Source organism: Microbulbifer sp. ABF4_148 (assembly GCF_056158985.1).
Genome location: NZ_JBSWUI010000001.1, coordinates 119,849 through 135,983, shown reverse-complemented (window position 1 = coordinate 135,983; position 16,135 = coordinate 119,849). Strand labels below are relative to the sequence as shown.

The window sequence follows — 16,135 nt, the reverse complement described above, 5'->3', positions numbered from 1 at the left end:
TCGGTCCCTCTTCACTGAATCGGGCCCCATATCGGGGCCTGTTTATCATTCTCTGACAAATGTCTGTCACCCGGCGATCGTCGGGTGTGTCATCGTGCTCGCGAGGTTTATCGCTATGAAGGTACACACTCGACAGTGTCGCTGTGTGGTTTCTCTGATAATGGTGCTGCTGGCAGCAGGTGGCTGCGATCGTCGATCGGCCGCAGATTTTGCTGAAAATCCCATGCTGCCGGTTACTTTGGTTGCGCCGGCGAAACTGGCAGGGCAGCCAGCGAATGGATACCGTCTGCAGGCAGATGGTGTTTTCCTGTCTCCGATCCAGCGTGACGGGGAAGATACGTTGTCTGCGAAATTTTCCAGCGAAGTCTATGAGCCGTCCCTGTCAATTTCTTCGCCGGGCGGCTGGGACTGGTCTGTTTTCGGGGAAAACCTGGGTCTGCTGATTGCCCTGGAAAATCGCTCGCCGCAATCTGCACAGGTATTCATCACGGTGCACACCGCGCGTGGAGATTATGCGACCCGTTCGTTCAATATTCCAGCCGGCACTGCAGGAAACTACCTGTTCGACCTGAACGGCCCGGCGCTTGCCAGAGAAACCGGGATGCGGGATACGCCATCAGCCTATGCGAATCACTTTTCCGGCATGACATGGATGTGGGGATCCAAGCGTTTGGACCTGAAGGAGGTCGACCGCATAGAGCTGCATATGAAGAGCCTGCTGGCAGAGCGAGAGCTCGATATTGCGAAAATCCGACTGGTGTCCAATGGCGACTACGTCCCCGGGCGTCTCGAGGGTATGTTCGACCAGTATGGCCAGTATGCGGAGCAGCACCCCGGCAAAGTCCATACCGATAGCGCGCTGCGAGCGAATCGCGACAGGGAAGCCGGTGTGCTTGCTGCGTCACCCAGACTCCCTGATCGCGCGCGTTTTGGCGGGTGGAGTGCGGGACCACGCCGCACGGCGACCGGTTATTTCCGCACAGAAAAGATCGGGGGGCAATGGGCCCTGGTCGATCCGGAGGGTTACCTCTTCTTTGCAAGCGGCATTGCCAACATGCGCATGGACAACACGGCCACCATGACCGGCATCGACTATGCGTCTCCAGATGCGGGTGAAGGCAGGGTGGTGGCAGCGCCGTCGCGCCGCGCGCTATTTCAGTGGTTGCCGCCCGGTGATGACCCACTCGCCCAGCATTACAGCTACAGGCCGCAGGTGCATACCGGCGTATTGCCGCGCGGAGAGGCGTTCAGCTTCTATGCGGCGAATCTGCAGCGGAAATACGGTGACGCATTCTTACAGTATTGGCGACAGGTGACCGTGGACCGGCAGCTGAACTGGGGGTTTACGTCTCTGGGGAATTGGGCCGATCCCACTCTGTATCGTAACGGCGAGATTGCCTATGTGGCCAACGGCTGGATTCGCGGTGCACACAAGCGTGTGAGTAGTGGCGATGACTACTGGGGGCCCTTGCACGATCCCTTTGATCCGGAGTTTGTTCATTCTGTGCGTCGTACCGTGGCACAAGTGGCTGCCGAAGTCGCCGGCGATCCCTGGTGTATCGGGGTTTTCATCGACAATGAATTGAGCTGGGGAAATACCAAATCTCCGGCGCTGCACTATGGGCTCGTGTCCCACACATTGTCGCGGCCTGCGAGCGAAAGTCCGGCCAAAGCCGCATTCACCGAGTGGTTGCAGCGCAAGTATGGCAGCGCCGCAGCGTTACAAGCGGCATGGGGCGTACCGGTTTCGTCCTGGCAGGGCTTCGCGCAGGGTTTCCAGCTGGCCGGTCCAATCGAGGGCACTCTGCAGGAGGATTTTGCTGCGCTTCTCGAGGCACTTTCTGCGCGATATTTCTCGATTGTGCAGGCTGAGCTGAAATCCCTGATGCCTGATCATCTGTATTTGGGGGCACGCTTCGCAGACTGGGGTATGACGCCAGAAGTGATCAGAGGGGCTGCGCCGTATGTGGATGTGATGAGCTACAACCTGTACACCGAGGGGCTCAAACCCCGGCAGTGGGCATTTCTGGCGGATGTAGACAAGCCCTCGATCATTGGCGAGTTCCACATTGGTGCGCGGGATACCGGCCTGTTTCACGCCGGGCTGGTTTCGGCTGCGGATCAGCACGAGCGCGCTGAGATGTACCGCGCTTACATGGATACCGTGCTGAACAGTCCCTGGTTCGTCGGGGCGCACTGGTTTCAATATATCGATTCTCCTGCCTCGGGCAGGGCCTGGGATGGAGAAAACTACAACGTCGGGTTTGTCAGTATCACGGATGAGCCGTATGTGCCGCTCGTTGAGGCTGCACAAAAGTTGCACACAACGTTGTATCCGCGGCGTTATGGCCAGCTGTCTGAGCATCAGACGGCAACCACAGTAAAAACTGATTGACGTACATTGTTAACAATCTACAATGGTTCGTATTGGGGTCTAAATACAAGAATATTGAGTTCTAACAATGCTGACGTACTTGAAAGACAGCGAGTCTCACGCGCTTTCCGCGAGCACGATTGCTGATACCCGGGTTGAGTATTACCAGGTGCCGCTGGAAGAAGTGCTGGCCGATGCCCGGCATGGGGATCACACCCACTTTGAATTGATTGTGGTGCGTGTGCGCTGTCACGATGGCCTGGAAGGCGTCGGCTACACCTACACCGGCGGTCGCGGTGGTCGTGCAATCTTTTCCCTGCTGCAACACGATATCCAGCATCTGCTCGAGGGTCGGGACTCTTCGGAGATCGCCGCGATCTGGGAAGACATCAATGCGCACCTGCACTACGTCGGACGCGGCGGGCTGCTGAGCTTTGCCCAGTCTGCTGTGGATATCGCGCTATGGGATTTACGTTGCAAGCGCCTGGAACTGCCGCTGTGGAAGGTGGCCGGTGGAGCCAGCAATTCAACGCGCTGTTATGCCGGGGGCATAGACCTGAACTTCTCACAGGAGAAGCTCTTGCAGAATATATGCGGTTACCGCAAGCAGGGTTTCAAGGCAGTCAAGATCAAGGTCGGGAAAGAGGATTACCGCGAGGATGTCGCCCGGGTAGAAGCGGTTCGCGAGCTGATCGGCAGCGACACCATATTTATGGTAGATGCCAATTATTCGATGACCATTGAGCAGGCCATCCGGTTCGGTCGCGCAATTGATCATTGCGACATTACCTGGTTCGAAGAGCCGACCATCCCTGACGACTATCTGGGCTATGGGCGCATTGCTGACGCCATCAATATCCCCCTGGCGATGGGCGAGAACCTGCATACGGTGCACGAGTTTACCTACGCAATCGCCCAGGCAAAGCTCGGCTTTCTGCAGCCGGACGCCTCCAATATTGGCGGTATCACCGGTTGGCTGAAAGTGGCCGAGCTGGCCTACGCCCATAACCTGCCGGTGTGCAGCCACGGTATGCACGAATTGCACGTGTCCCTTATGGCATCCCAGCCCCATGCCGGATACCTGGAGGTGCACTCTTTCCCCATCGATCAATACACCACCCGTCCGATCGTGCTCGAGAATGGCCGCGCAGTGGCCTCCGATGCGCCGGGAACCGGAGTGGCCTTTGACGAGGCGCTGCTGCGTCCGCACCTCGTGATGAATACCTGACAGGAATTTTGTTATGCAAGCTCAAGCTGCCCAGTATGTAGGGAATAAATCTTTTGAGGTCGTCGAAGGTAGCTGCACAGCGCCCGCCGACGACGAGGTGCGCCTGAAGGTCGGTTATGTGGGGATCTGCGGTACCGATATGCATATCTACCACGGTGTGATGGATCAACGGGTTGCACCACCGAAAGTGATTGGCCACGAAATGTCTGGTGTCGTCGACGCGGTGGGGGCAAACGTGGGCGATTACCAGGTGGGTGATCGCGTGGTGGTACGCCCGCTGGACTACTGTGGAAACTGCCCCGCGTGCGATGCGGGCCACAGTCACGTATGTCACAACCTGAAATTTATGGGTATCGATTCTGTTGGCGCTTTCCAGAGTTTCTGGAATGTAAAGGCGCGTACCCTGCACAAGCTGCCAGAAACTCTCACGCTGGAGCAGGGCGCCCTGATCGAGCCGCTGGCAGTCGCCTGCCATGATATTTCTCGCGCTCGGGTAACGGCGGGTGAAAAAGCCGTGGTGATCGGCGGTGGCCCAATTGGCCAGCTGGTGGCGCAGGTGCTGCGCTGTGTGGGCGCCGATGTGATGATCTCCGAGGTCAGCCCGGAACGCCGTGCATTTGCTGAAGAGAATGGTGTGATGTCAGTCAACCCGCTGGAGCAGGATCTGGTTGCCGCGGTGGAGGACTGGACCCGCGGCAAAGGTGCGGATGTGGTGTTCGAAGTCTCCGGTGTGCAGCCCGCCGTTGATGTGATGACAGAAATTGCCGCCGTACGCGGGCGTATCTGCATGGTGGCGATTCATTCGCAGAAACCGCAGCTGGACCTGTTCAAGTTTTTCTGGCGCGAGCTCGAGTTAGTCGGTGCACGTGTCTATGAAGCGGCGGACTTCGATCAAGCCATCGAACTGGTCGCCAGCGGAAAAATCGACCTGGGGCCATTTATCAGCTCCGTGTCAAAACTGAATGATATTGGCAGTGCCTTCGCCAGCATGGACGGTAACCCGTCCGGTATGAAGGCGCTGGTCTCCTGTAGCGAGTAACTGATTATGTTGGAACTGTTTAGTCTCGCGGGTAAAACCGCGCTGGTCACCGGCTGTAATCGTGGCATCGGCAAAGGCATGGCGGTGGCGCTGGCGGAAGCCGGCGCAGATGTTATTGGTGTTTCCGCCAATCTCGATCTGAATAACTCAGAAGTCGGTGAGGCAGTGACTGCCAGCGGACGAAAATTCCATGCCTACCAGTGTGATTTTTCCAACCGCACTTCGCTGTACGCCTTTATCGAGCAGGTGAAACAGGATCACCCTCAGATTGATATTTTGGTGAATAACGCGGGCACCATCCTGCGTGCACCCGCCGTCGAACATAATGATGACCTCTGGGACAAAGTCATCGAGGTCAACCTCAATGCCCAGTACATCCTGAGCCGGGAAATCGGCAAAGGGATGGTGGAACAGGGCGGAGGCAAGATTATCTTTACCGCATCACTGCTCACTTTCCAGGGGGGCATCACTGTGCCCGGATATGCGGCCAGCAAGGGTGCCGTCGGCCAGCTGGCCAAGGCCCTGGCCAATGAGTGGGCCAGTGCCGGCGTGAATGTGAATGCGATTGCCCCGGGCTATATCGCTACGGATAACACCGAAGCGCTGCGTAACGACCCCGCCCGTGCGGAAAGCATCCTGGCGAGAATTCCGCAGGGGCGCTGGGGTGAACCGGAGGATTTCAAGGGGCCGGTAGTTTTTCTTGCCTCGCGCGCATCTGACTATATGAATGGCAGTATCGTCCTGGTGGACGGTGGCTGGATGGGGAGGTAACCCATGGATCTCAAGCAGAATCTGAATTTTATCGCTGGCGAGTACGTTGGCTCTCTGGCTGCCGGCACGATTGAGGTGCTGAACCCGAGCACGGGAGCGTTACTGGGTCCCATCCCTGCGGGTTGTGCGGAGGACGCCGAGGCGGCGATGTCCGCGGCCAAGGCAGCGCAAGCGGGCTGGGCGAGTAAAACAGCACGTGAACGCGCCGCACTGTTGCGACGTTTTGCACAAGCGATTCGTGCAGAAACTGACACGCTGGCAGAGCTGCTGGTCAAGGAGCAGGGCAAGCTGATCGGCGTGGCACGGGATGAAGTCAACGCGACAGCCACTTTCATTGAATATGCCTGTGACAATGCGCTCACTATTGAGGGCGATATTCTGCCGTCTGATAACACTGGCGAAAAAATCTATATCCACAAAGTCCCGCGTGGCGTCGTGGTGGCAATTACGGCATGGAATTTCCCGCTGGCACTGGCGGGCCGAAAAATTGGCCCGGCACTGGTCACCGGCAACACCATTGTGATCAAGCCGACGCAGGAAACACCGCTGACGACCATGGAACTTGGTCGTATTGCCAATGACGTAGGTATTCCTGCTGGTGTACTGAATATCGTCAACGGTCGCGGCTCTGTCGTCGGCCAGGCGCTGTGCGAAAGTCCCCTGGCTGCGATGATCACAATGACCGGAAGCACCAAGGCTGGCCAGGTTATCCACCAGGCCAGTGGCAAGCACATGATTCCGGTGATGCTGGAGCTCGGCGGCAAGGCACCGTTCATCATCATGGAAGATGCGGACCTGGATCGCGCGGTCGAAGCTGCACTCTGGACGCGCTTTGCCAATTGTGGACAGGTATGCACCTGTGCAGAGCGCCTGTATGTGCACGAGTCAGTGTATGACACCTTTATGGAAAAATTCCTGCCCAGAGTGCAGGCGCTGAAAGTTGGCAACCCGCTGGATGAGGACACCCAGATGGGCCCCAAGGTTAATGCGCGCGAAATTGAAAATATTCACGAACTGGTGCAGCAGGGTATTGCCGAAGGGGCAGAACTGTTGTGCGGTGGCGATCGTGCAGAGGTGCCGGGCTATGAAGGGGGGAACTGGTACCAGCCGACCGTGCTCGGGAACGTGCAGCAGGACAATATCCTGGTGCATGAGGAAACTTTCGGCCCGGTACTGCCGGTAGTGAAGGTTACCAGCATCGATGAGGCGATTACCTATACCAATGACAGCGAGTACGGGTTGTCTGCCTACCTGTTTACCCAGAACCTGGGTTATATCAATCGTGCCGTGAATGAAATGGAAGTGGGCGAGGTCTATGTGAACCGGGGCATCGGCGAGCAGCACCAGGGTTTCCATAATGGCTGGAAGCTGAGCGGCATTGGTGGCGAAGACGGACGCTACGGCCTGGAGCAATATCTGGACAAAAAGACGATTTACCTGGCGGAATCCTGACAGCGGATTTGGCCGGCCAGAGAAGGAATCGCCCATCGCAGGATGGCACTTGATTGCGGCTGCACTGACAGCCGCATTTTTTTGCTTCGCGGTGAATCAGCCTTGCCCGTTTGGCCACCCAAGGGAGTTTTGTAGCGGATGGTGGTGAGCGAGGGACAGCGGTAGAGGAAGAGAAGAGACAGGGAAGAGGCTGGTGCGCCTGAGCGGCGCACCGGAGCGAGATCAGCGCGCTTATTTGATGTTGGCGCGTACGGCAGTGACGGCCACGTTGATCTTGCCATCGCGCAATGCTTCAAGGATTGCGCGATGCTCATCGACACAGTCTTGTGGCTTGCTGATGCGCTTGTAGTTCATCCGCATGCGCAGCACGATCGGGTACCACAGGTTCACCAGTTCATCGCCGCCGGCGGCGCGTACCAGGTACAGGTGGAAGTCGATATCGGCCTTGGTAACCTCGTTGAACTCCTGCGCATCGAAAGCGTCCTGCAGGCGGGCAAGGATGTCTTCCAGTTCGGCAAAGTCGGTTTCGGTCAGTTGGCCTTTGAGTTGCTGGATCGCGAAGACCTCGATGCGACGACGGATATCGACCATCAGCTCCTGGACTTCCGGTTGCAGCACGCTGTTGACGGAAACGCCGCAGTTGTTTTTCGCAACCAGGAGGCCTTCCTTGGTGAGCTGCAGCAAAACATCGCGAACGGGACCGCGAGAAACGCCGAAGCGGTTGGCCAGTGCCTGCTCGTTCAGCTTGGTGGTGGGTGCGAGTTCTCCGGAAATAATGTCGGAGCGCAGTTGCTCGGCAATCTGCTCGCGCACGGGAATAACTTTGGTGGCTTCACGCATGGTTCAATTCAATCTGTGTTGGTCCTGGATGACCCGGGAATCCTCAACCGGGCACGGCCTGATGCCAGTCAGCGATGGGTCGATGAAATTGACGCACCTCAACCGGCCTTTTTTAGGCCAACGGTTAGGTTAGCTAATTTGTAGACAATTAACAATAGTGACGGGAAACTGCCACAAAGAACACGTGGCGACAGGCGGAACGTTATCAGTAATTGGCGCAGGGGTGAATAGCCCGGCGCCTTCAGGCGGTGTTTTGGGGGAATTCCATGACTAGTTTGGTTTGTGACTGGGGAACCAGCAGCTTTCGTCTGATGCGGCTCGACGAGGCCGGGGAAATTGTTAGCGAGAAAACCTCAAACCGCGGAATAAAAAACCTTTCTCCGGGAGAAATTGCGCCCTACCTTGCTGATGCCTGCGAAGCACTGGCCCCGGGGCAGGATCTGCCGGTGATCCTGTGTGGCATGGTGGGTTCCAGTATCGGCTGGTCTGAAGTGCCCTACGTTGACTGCCCGGCGGATCTGGCGGCGCTGGCGAGTGGCCTGACGCGGATGCCGGATTGCGGCCGCGCTGCCGTTTGTGTGCCGGGTGTGCAGATCCGGCGTAATGATGGCACCGCGGATGTGATGCGCGGCGAGGAGGCCCAGGTCATGGGCTGGCTGCAGCGGGCGAGTGATGAGGAGCGGCAGGAAAGTCTGCTGTGCCTGCCAGGTACCCACAGCAAGTGGGTACATGTCGTAGACGGCGAAATACGGGAATTCGGTACGGCCTTTACCGGGGAGCTGTATGCACTGTTGCGCGACCACAGTGTCTTGGTGCAGGGCGAGCAGGCCGAAGACGAGGCGGCATTTGCCGCAGGGCTGGAGGCCAGTGCAGGAGATCAGTCGTTGATCTTTCAGTTGTTTGCCGCCCGTAGTCGTGCAGTGCTGGGTTTGCAGGCGCCAGCGCACAGTGCCGCATTCCTGTCGGGCTTGTTGCTGGGGAGTGAAGTGGTTGCGATGCGCGAAATCGCGGCCCAATCCGGCAAGGTCCACCTGATCTGCAATCCGTTGTTGGCGGATCGCTACCAGCGCGCGTTGGGCTATTTCGGCCTGGAGGGCGCGTGCCACCCGGGAGATGGCTTGTCGGCCGCCGGGATGTTCGCGATTGCGGATACAGCCGGGCTGCTCCGTTAGGCAGGAGCCGCGCCCGAATGGATAAAGCAGCCTGCGGGATAAAGTGGTCAGGCGGGATAAAAGGTTTCCTGAAAGCCCTGTACGTTGGTCTGGTAAATAAACAAATGCCCGGCGTGCGGTTGCTGTTCCTGCGCAGCGCTGTCGAGCCCCCAGTTGGCGGTGGTGACAAATAATTGGCTCAGGTCCGGGCCGCCGAAGGTCACACAGGTAACCTGCTTGACGGGCAGGTGAATCTCGAAGTCCACCTGGCCGTCCGGCGTATATCGCACCACCTTGCCATTGCCCCACTGCGCATTCCACACATAGCCGTCGGTATCGACGGTTGAGCCGTCCGGATGGATACCGGCTTCCGTTCGCGCCATCACACGACGATTACTGATCTCGCCTTTTTCCGCATCAAAGTCCATCGCATACAGCTCGTAGCGTGGCGAGTCTGCAAAATACATGGTGCGATTGTCGGGAGACCAGCCGATGCCGTTGCTGATACAGATGTCGCCCATGTGCTCGGTCAGGTCGCCGCGATCGTAACAGTAGAGCTTGCCCTGGTGTTCGGGATCGTCGCAGCGGTTGTCGGGCGTGTCGATGAGTGAGCCAACCCAGAAGCGTCCCTGGCGATCCATACGTCCGTCGTTCAGGCGTACCCGGTCTGCGTTCGGCAAGCGGAAGAGCCAGTCGAACTCATTGCGCTCGGGCTGGAAATGGGCGAGGCCGCTTTGAAAGGCGCAGAGTAACTGGTCGCTGTCTTCGATAAATGCCAGCGAGCAGAGGTTTTCTGGCGTGGCGAAATTTTCCAGTCGTTGGTGAGCTGGGAAATAGCGTCGCAAGGTATTCCCCGGCATGTCGGTCCAATAGGCGGCCTGCTGCACCGGGTGCCAGATAATACTCTCTCCCAGTCCATCGGCTGTCGGAACCACATGGATTAATTCTGCCGTCACCATACTGGCTGTCCCCAGGTGCTCTGTAGTGTTGATACGCCGTGTGCGCGCCCGCGCGAGGCTCACACGAGGGCTTTATGGTAGATTGTTAACAATATTGGCGCAATACGTCGATGCCCTGTCGAGCGTCAGAGTAAAGGCGGGGTGCTGTCGAGCGCGCGTTTGTGCAGGCGCTGGCGGAGGGCGCGCGCAACACTGTCGGCGAGTATGGTCAGGGCGGCGCTGGTGGCAATTAGGATCAGCGCGACATCAAAACGCAGGAACTCGAAGGCCGAATCAATATAGAAACCCAGGGTGGGTATGCCCAGCACGCCGAGCATAGCGGTCTCCCGGATGATGATTTCCCAGCGGTAGAAGCAGTACGCCAGAAAGCGCTGGTATAGCGTTGGCACATAGTGGAAAAAGAAGCGACTTATTCGGTCTGCCGGCACAGGCGAGGGTTCCACGGTATCGCTGTGTTTGCCCAGCAGGTGGCTGATGATCGCGCCGTTGTGCAGCGTCATTGCGATGATGGCGGGCAGCATCGAGGGTCCGAACAGGATCAGCCCGACGAAGTTGAGCAAGTATTCGGGCAGCGAGCGCAGCACCAGTAGCAGGCCATCGCCGCATTTGCGTGGCCAGCCCCGGGAAAAGTGTGATGAATTCAGGGTGGATCCCAGCAGTGCGAACAGGCCCGTGAGCACCAGTACGATTTGTGCAACCAGCAAGGTATTCCAGCTACCGACAATCACCTGGTCGCCCACCCACACAAACCAGCGCTGGGTCTTGTCCAGATCCCAGTCTTCGCGAAGCGGTGCGGGGATGCAATCGTGCAGAAACTGGAGAAAGCCCACGCTGTGCCACTGTCCGCTCGGTGGTCGCAGCGCAAAGGCCATGGCTGCAAAAGCCGCAAGCCAGCGCGCGCGAAACCAGAATCGCAGGGAGAACACCATGGCAAGCAGGGTCAGCAGGTAGCCGCCCGCGTCGGAATACTCTCCGGTGCGCAACGCGGTTTCCAGATGAAACCCCAGCGTGGGAAGACCGATAAACCCCAGCACGACCGACGAGCGTATGGCGCACTCGAGTCGATAGGCGACGTAGTTGCCGATCGGATGCCGCGCCTGCGGCAGCCGGGTATACAGCAGATGGACGACACTATTGGTGTGCACGCGATCGACAGCGGCAGCCGCCGTGCCGTCCACTTCTTCCAGTTGTTCACCGAAGACCTTGGCCATGGTGCCGCAAAACGGTAGTGCGATAGCCAGTACACCGGCGAGCGTGGATATACCAAATAGCTGGATAAAGATCAGTGCCCAGAAGACCTCGTGGACCGAGCGCAAGATGGCGGCAACAACGCGCACCCATCGATACTGGTAAAGGAGCGCCAGGCAGAACCCCGCCAGCGTGGCCAGTCCGACCCCCTGCAGGGCAAACGCCAGTGTGTTGGCCACCGCATTCCACCACTGCCCCCACTCCGCGATGGTTGGTGTCGCCAGTCCCGTTGTCATCCGCCACAGTTCCCCGGCAGGGTCGCCAGTGCTGATGTGGATATCGGCAAACAGCAGGCTCACCACTGCCGCGGCAATAAAGTACGCGCTGAGCTTGCGCAGGCTGCGCCGCTCCGCCACCAGGCGGGTGACCGCCAGACTGAGTGAGCGGCCTACTGATAGAGCGGCGTGATACATGCGGGGTCGAGCTCGTCCGCCGGGGTGTCGAATGCGATACGCTGGTCTTTGAGCCCGATTACCCGATTGCACAGGGCGAGTGCCAGCTCCGTATGGTGCAGCGCAACAACACTGGTGTGATGTTGTTCGAGCAAGTGGCGCAGGAGCTGTTGTCCCTGATGCTTGTCCAGTGCGGCGACCGGTTCATCCGCCAGTAGAAGCGGTTGTCGCTGATACAGCGCCCGCGCGATGGCGACACGCTGTTGCTGACCGCCAGATAATTCGTCCGCTTTACGCCAGAGCAAGTCCGCAATACCGAGCGGGGTGGCGATCTCCTCAATTTCGGCACGATGCCGTGCGGAAGGCAGCAACAGTGTCCGGAGATTGGACAGCGTAGAGTGCCTGGCCAGGGCCCCGGCATAGATGTTGTGAAACACCCTGAGTTGCGGAACCAGGGCCGCATGCTGCGGGCACCAGCTACATTGCGCCCCGAGTTGTGATCGCAGCTTTGCGAGCAATGTGCTTTTACCCGCGCCACTCTTGCCGAGCAGCGCGATTCGATCGCCGGGCCGGATGGTGAGGCGATCAATCTGCAGTGCAAAAGACTTCGGCTCGGATGGTCGACTGCCCGGATAGGAGATCCGGCAGTCGATTAAATCCAGCAACGGGTTCATGGCGCGCTTAAAATGCGTCGAGCAGACCAATGCCCTGGGCAGTCTCTTCGATCGCCCGGTAAGTATCATTGTCCGCAGGCACAAATTTGGAGCGCGGGAAACTGGCCAGAATTTGCGGGTCGTCCAGTGCCAGCAGGGCCTCGGTTAGCTTCTTCTTAAAGCCTGAACCAAATTGTTCATCGATATCTCCACGCACCGTCCACTGGTAATCCGCATAGGTGGGCGTAGTCCATACCACCGAAACCAGTTTTGGGTCCACCTCGCCACGCGCCACCGCTTTGTCCCATACCGCGTAGTTCACTGCACCGGCCTGATAGGCGCCAGACTGTACCAGGGCAATCGTGCGGCTGTGGTCGCCGCTAAAGCCCACGCGGGCAAAGACTTTGTCCGGTGCCTGACCGAATGCCCCACGCAAATAGAACTCCGGCATTAACCGGCCGGAGGTGGAGCCTTTTGAGCCAAAGGTGAACGTCTTGCCTGCCAGGGAGGTGGGAACGACTTCTTCCGCCTCGATACCGGCACTGTGATGGGCAATCACATAGCTTTTGAAGAACTGGTCCTCATGGCCCTGGGCAATCGCCTCCGAACCAGAGACTGCGCGTCGTGCCTGCACCCCACTCAGTCCGCCAAACCAGGCGAGTTGCACCTGATTATTGCGAAACGCGGTGATAGCGGCCGGGTAGCTCTTCACCGGGATGTAATTGACATCGACATCGAGTGACTCGGACAGGTAATCAGCGACTTGCTGAAAGCGTCGAATCAGTTCGGCTTCGTTCTGGTCGGGAATCGCGGTGAAGGTGAATTGGGGGCGCTGGGCATCCGCGGCATGGCCGCTCAGGGAAACCAACAGGGCCATCAATGCGGTTAAATAGCGCATCAGGATGTTCCTTTGGAAGTAGGTCATGATTGGAGGAGGGGTTTGTATATCAACTGGCACATTAATACAACGCTTTGCTGGCCGCTAGCGCATGGAGTGGGCGCGCGATGGGGGTGTGGGTCGAAATAGACTAAACTCCCGACACCTACCGGCACTCGGCCACACAACGAACGAAATGAGTTCAAATGAAAAAGCTGCCTATTCGCATCGACATTGTTTCTGATGTCGTCTGTCCCTGGTGTGTGATTGGTTATTATCGCTTACAGCAGGCACTGCAGCGCTTTGCCGACGCGATAGAACCGACGATCTACTGGATGCCTTTCGAGCTCAACGTGGATATGCCTGCGGAAGGGCAAAATTTGCGCGAGCATGTCGCAGAAAAGTACGGTACCCGACCGGGAGAAAGTGAGGCGGCACGCCGCAAGCTGACGGCGCTGGGCGCGGATATCGGCTTTACCTTCGATTATTTTGATGACATGCGTATGGTCAACACCTTTAACGCCCACCAGCTGCTGCACTGGGCCGCGGAAAACGACCAGCAGCATCCCCTGAGCTTGCGCCTGTTTGAGGACTTTTTCGCCAGTCGCAAGGATGTGAGTGATACCGAGGTGCTGGCGGCAGCCGCAGAAGCAGTCGGCCTGGATGGCCAGGAAGCGCGCAGGGTCCTCGCGGAGCAAACCTATGCACAAGCTGTGCGACAGCTGGAAAAGCTGGTGCTTGGTCAGGGGGTAAGAGGGGTGCCACTGTTTGTGTTCGATGGCGAGTCCGCCTTGAGTGGTGCACAGGAAGTCGCAACTTTCGAGCGGCAGCTGGCGCAAATCGTCGACAAAAATTCGGCGCCGGGATAACGCGACCCCAGCTGATGCATCGTCGAAACCTGGGAGGCAGCCCTTCCTGCGCTGGCGTGGATACAGCGCTACGCGCCCATGTCTCGCGCTAGCTGGCTAGTTGCCGGATGACGCCTTCTTGCACCATCGTCGCAATCAGAGTGCCTTCTTGATCATAAAGGTGACCTTTCACCAGACCACGGCCATTGCTGGCAGAGGGGCTTGAGATATCAAACAGTAACCAGCTGTCGAATTTGATGGGTCGGTGTAGCCATACAGAATGATCAATGGTGGCGATCTGCAATTTCCCTTTGAGGAAACTTGCACCGTGGGGCATAAGCGAGGTGGCTAGAAAGTTGTAGTCTGATGCGTAGGCGAGCAGACTGTTATGCAACTGGGGTATGTCGGGCAAGTCACCTTTGGCTTTGATCCACGCTGCAAAATTTCCCTCCCTGGGCGTGGGGTTGCCCCAGTCATAGATTGCCAGGGGCCTGAATTCGAAGCCATTCGGCGCGATGCCTTTTGCGGACGCTGCTTCTTGCCTACTATTGGCGCGACGCAAGTGTTCAGTCGGAAAGTTGTTCTCTCCCGGTTTGGGTACCTTCGGCGCTTGTGTCTGATGATCAAAGCCAGACTCTGGATACTGAAATGACGCAATTAAAATAAAGATTTCGCGTCCACCCTGTATCGCCTTCACCCTGCGCGTACTGAAGCTTTTACCGTCGCGCACATTATCGATCTGATAAATAACGGGTTTGTGTGAATCGCCGGGTAGCAAAAAGTACGAATGGAGAGAGTGGATGCGCTGTTCAGTCTTCACTGTCTTCTGAGCGGCGGCAACGGCCTGGCCGAGCACGTGGCCACCATATAGCGCTGGGAAGCCGAGATCCTGGCTTCTTCCCTTGTATAAACCTGAATCAATTTCATCGACATTGAGAATCTCTATAAGGTCGGTAAGTTCTCTACTCATGCGTATTTTCTTGGGCTGCTGTGGCTACGTCGAAAGGTCGACGGGGTTACGCCGGTTCTCTTCTTAAACGCGCGCATATAGCTGGCTGCATCCTTGTAGCCAACCTCATAGGCAATCTCTTCGATGGATAGCTCGGAGCGTGCCAGCAGGTCTTTGCCTTTTTTCTCAAAAAACAAGTTTTTCAGTTCCCGGTAAGTCGTCCCTTCATCTTTCAGTCGTCGCGTCAGTGTGGTCCTGGAAGTTTTCATGATTTTTACGATCTGATCGAGACTGACGCAGTCGAAACCATCAGCGTGTTTTCCCAATAAGTAAACTACCTGGTCCGAGTACGTCTTCATGAATGCTGCCCTGCCACATAAGCGTCATAGAACTCCGCATAGCTCGTTAGAAGAAAGCGCCATGCTTCCTGGCTAATGGTGGCTTTCGATCGAACAAGCTCAAATGCATGGAAGCACCCCTCAAAAACCTTGAAGCGTATAGTGCCGCCGGCGCGCTCGAGATTCTCCATGAATTCCACCACCTCCCAGTAAAATGGCTCGCAGGTACCAACAAAGGAAATGGTTGGCGGCAGACCCCTATAGTCTGTGCATCTGGCTGGAGCGGCGTGCTCAGGAATATCCTCACCGGCAAGGTGCAGGTCCTTCAGATACTGTGACCAGCCAATACGATTGAGCGCCGTGTCCCAGACGGGAGAGGCGATCGCTCTGTTGGGGTCCTCCGGTTGGCGGTCATCGATCATCGGATAGATCGGCATCTGGAATGCGATATCGATATCGTCCGACTCTCTCAGCTTCAGAGTAAGGGCGGCAGTGAGACCCCCGCCCGCGCTATGACCCGCGATAATGAACTTACGGTTAAGAATGCCGAGTTCCTCTGCATACCTACTGGCCCACCGCAGTGTTTGGTGGCAGTCATCAAGGGCAGCGGGATAGGGGTGGTCCCCCGCCTTTCGATAATCCGGCGCTATTACCACGCAGGACTTCTTGTGAATAAATTGGCGGATTGCCTCCGCCGATGCCTCGGGTACGCCGCCGATATAACCGCCGCCATGGAGATACAGCATGGCTGGCAATGCCGTGGCCGCCGATAGAGGTCGATAGATTCTTACTCGTATTTCACGGTCACTCTGTGCGCACGGTATATAGACTTCGTCGCAGTGCAGGTCGTCTATATCTTTACCAACTAAATTCCGTTTAGTTACCCAGTCAAATATCCTTCTAAAAAGGCGGACCTTGAACGCGGCTGTGAACGCCATCAAGCCCGCGTAGCTGGATTGTAAATCTTCGTGCAGCAATTCTTTGCGAATATCCATTGCATTACCGCCATGGCTACT

The 16,135-nt window shown here is 57.4% G+C and carries 15 protein-coding genes; 7 read left to right on the top strand and 8 right to left on the bottom strand.

Going from position 1 to position 16,135, the window contains the following annotated elements; translation table 11 throughout:
* The first annotated feature begins 115 nt into the window (after positions 1 to 115).
* The 5 genes from ACXAD0_RS00570 (at position 116) to aldA (ending at position 6,864) form a co-directional block, all read left to right on the top strand.
* The gene (locus tag ACXAD0_RS00570; protein ID WP_475086397.1) at positions 116 to 2,395 is read left to right on the top strand and encodes an agarase; all 2,280 of its coding nucleotides are present in this window, start codon (positions 116 to 118) and stop codon (positions 2,393 to 2,395) included.
* Positions 2,396 to 2,462: 67 nt separating this feature from the next.
* Entirely contained in the window at positions 2,463 to 3,602 is a 1,140-nt protein-coding gene (locus tag ACXAD0_RS00565; RefSeq protein WP_475086396.1) for a mandelate racemase/muconate lactonizing enzyme family protein, read from the top strand.
* A gap of 13 nt (positions 3,603 to 3,615) precedes the next feature.
* Complete coding sequence (locus ACXAD0_RS00560) at positions 3,616 to 4,641, top strand: zinc-dependent alcohol dehydrogenase (protein WP_475086395.1); 1,026 nt, start codon at positions 3,616 to 3,618, stop codon at positions 4,639 to 4,641.
* 6 nt (positions 4,642 to 4,647) lie between these two features.
* Positions 4,648 to 5,412 (top strand): SDR family oxidoreductase, encoded by a 765-nt coding sequence (locus tag ACXAD0_RS00555; protein ID WP_475086394.1) that lies wholly within the window; start codon positions 4,648 to 4,650, stop codon positions 5,410 to 5,412.
* Between the two features lie 3 nt (positions 5,413 to 5,415).
* Positions 5,416 to 6,864 (top strand): aldehyde dehydrogenase, encoded by a 1,449-nt coding sequence (gene aldA / locus ACXAD0_RS00550; RefSeq protein WP_475086392.1) that lies wholly within the window; start codon positions 5,416 to 5,418, stop codon positions 6,862 to 6,864.
* A 231-nt stretch (positions 6,865 to 7,095) separates the two neighbouring features.
* On the opposite strand, the gene ACXAD0_RS00545 is transcribed toward aldA, so the two are convergent.
* On the bottom strand, positions 7,096 to 7,704 hold the full coding sequence (locus tag ACXAD0_RS00545) for a GntR family transcriptional regulator (protein ID WP_475086391.1): 609 nt from the start codon (positions 7,702 to 7,704) through the stop codon (positions 7,096 to 7,098).
* Between the two features lie 266 nt (positions 7,705 to 7,970).
* Between ACXAD0_RS00545 and ACXAD0_RS00540 the strand changes: the two genes are divergently transcribed.
* A complete protein-coding gene (locus ACXAD0_RS00540; RefSeq protein ID WP_475086390.1) occupies positions 7,971 to 8,876 on the top strand; it encodes a 2-dehydro-3-deoxygalactonokinase in 906 nt (301 codons plus the stop codon).
* Positions 8,877 to 8,923: 47 nt separating this feature from the next.
* Here the strand turns inward: ACXAD0_RS00540 and ACXAD0_RS00535 are convergent, their stop codons facing one another.
* The 4 genes from ACXAD0_RS00535 to ACXAD0_RS00520 form a co-directional block, all read right to left on the bottom strand.
* Positions 8,924 to 9,814, bottom strand: coding sequence for an SMP-30/gluconolactonase/LRE family protein (locus tag ACXAD0_RS00535; RefSeq protein ID WP_475086389.1), 891 nt, complete (start codon positions 9,812 to 9,814; stop codon positions 8,924 to 8,926).
* 125 nt (positions 9,815 to 9,939) lie between these two features.
* A complete protein-coding gene (locus ACXAD0_RS00530; RefSeq protein ID WP_475086388.1) occupies positions 9,940 to 11,475 on the bottom strand; it encodes a PhnE/PtxC family ABC transporter permease in 1,536 nt (511 codons plus the stop codon).
* On the bottom strand, positions 11,451 to 12,128 hold the full coding sequence (locus tag ACXAD0_RS00525) for an ATP-binding cassette domain-containing protein (protein WP_475086387.1): 678 nt from the start codon (positions 12,126 to 12,128) through the stop codon (positions 11,451 to 11,453). Before ACXAD0_RS00525 ends, ACXAD0_RS00530 begins: the two co-directional genes overlap by 25 nt.
* A 7-nt stretch (positions 12,129 to 12,135) precedes the next feature.
* Positions 12,136 to 13,005 carry a putative selenate ABC transporter substrate-binding protein gene (locus ACXAD0_RS00520; protein ID WP_475086386.1) on the bottom strand — a complete coding sequence of 290 codons (870 nt, stop codon included), beginning with the start codon at positions 13,003 to 13,005 and terminating at the stop codon, positions 12,136 to 12,138.
* A gap of 185 nt (positions 13,006 to 13,190) precedes the next feature.
* On the opposite strand from ACXAD0_RS00520, the gene ACXAD0_RS00515 reads away from it, so the two are divergent.
* Positions 13,191 to 13,853 (top strand): DsbA family oxidoreductase, encoded by a 663-nt coding sequence (locus ACXAD0_RS00515; protein WP_475086385.1) that lies wholly within the window; start codon positions 13,191 to 13,193, stop codon positions 13,851 to 13,853.
* 88 nt (positions 13,854 to 13,941) lie between these two features.
* On the opposite strand, the gene ACXAD0_RS00510 is transcribed toward ACXAD0_RS00515, so the two are convergent.
* Genes ACXAD0_RS00510 through ACXAD0_RS00500 form a run of 3 tightly spaced genes read right to left on the bottom strand, consistent with a single transcriptional unit; the run spans position 13,942 to position 16,114 of the window.
* Positions 13,942 to 14,802 carry an acyl-CoA thioesterase domain-containing protein gene (locus tag ACXAD0_RS00510; RefSeq protein WP_475086384.1) on the bottom strand — a complete coding sequence of 287 codons (861 nt, stop codon included), beginning with the start codon at positions 14,800 to 14,802 and terminating at the stop codon, positions 13,942 to 13,944.
* Positions 14,799 to 15,140, bottom strand: a complete 342-nt coding sequence (locus tag ACXAD0_RS00505) for a helix-turn-helix domain-containing protein (protein ID WP_475086383.1) — start codon at positions 15,138 to 15,140, stop codon at positions 14,799 to 14,801. The genes ACXAD0_RS00510 and ACXAD0_RS00505 overlap by 4 nt, the downstream gene beginning before the upstream one ends.
* A complete protein-coding gene (locus ACXAD0_RS00500) occupies positions 15,137 to 16,114 on the bottom strand; it encodes an alpha/beta hydrolase (RefSeq protein WP_475086382.1) in 978 nt (325 codons plus the stop codon). Before ACXAD0_RS00500 ends, ACXAD0_RS00505 begins: the two co-directional genes overlap by 4 nt.
* Between the last annotated feature and the right edge of the window lie 21 nt (positions 16,115 to 16,135).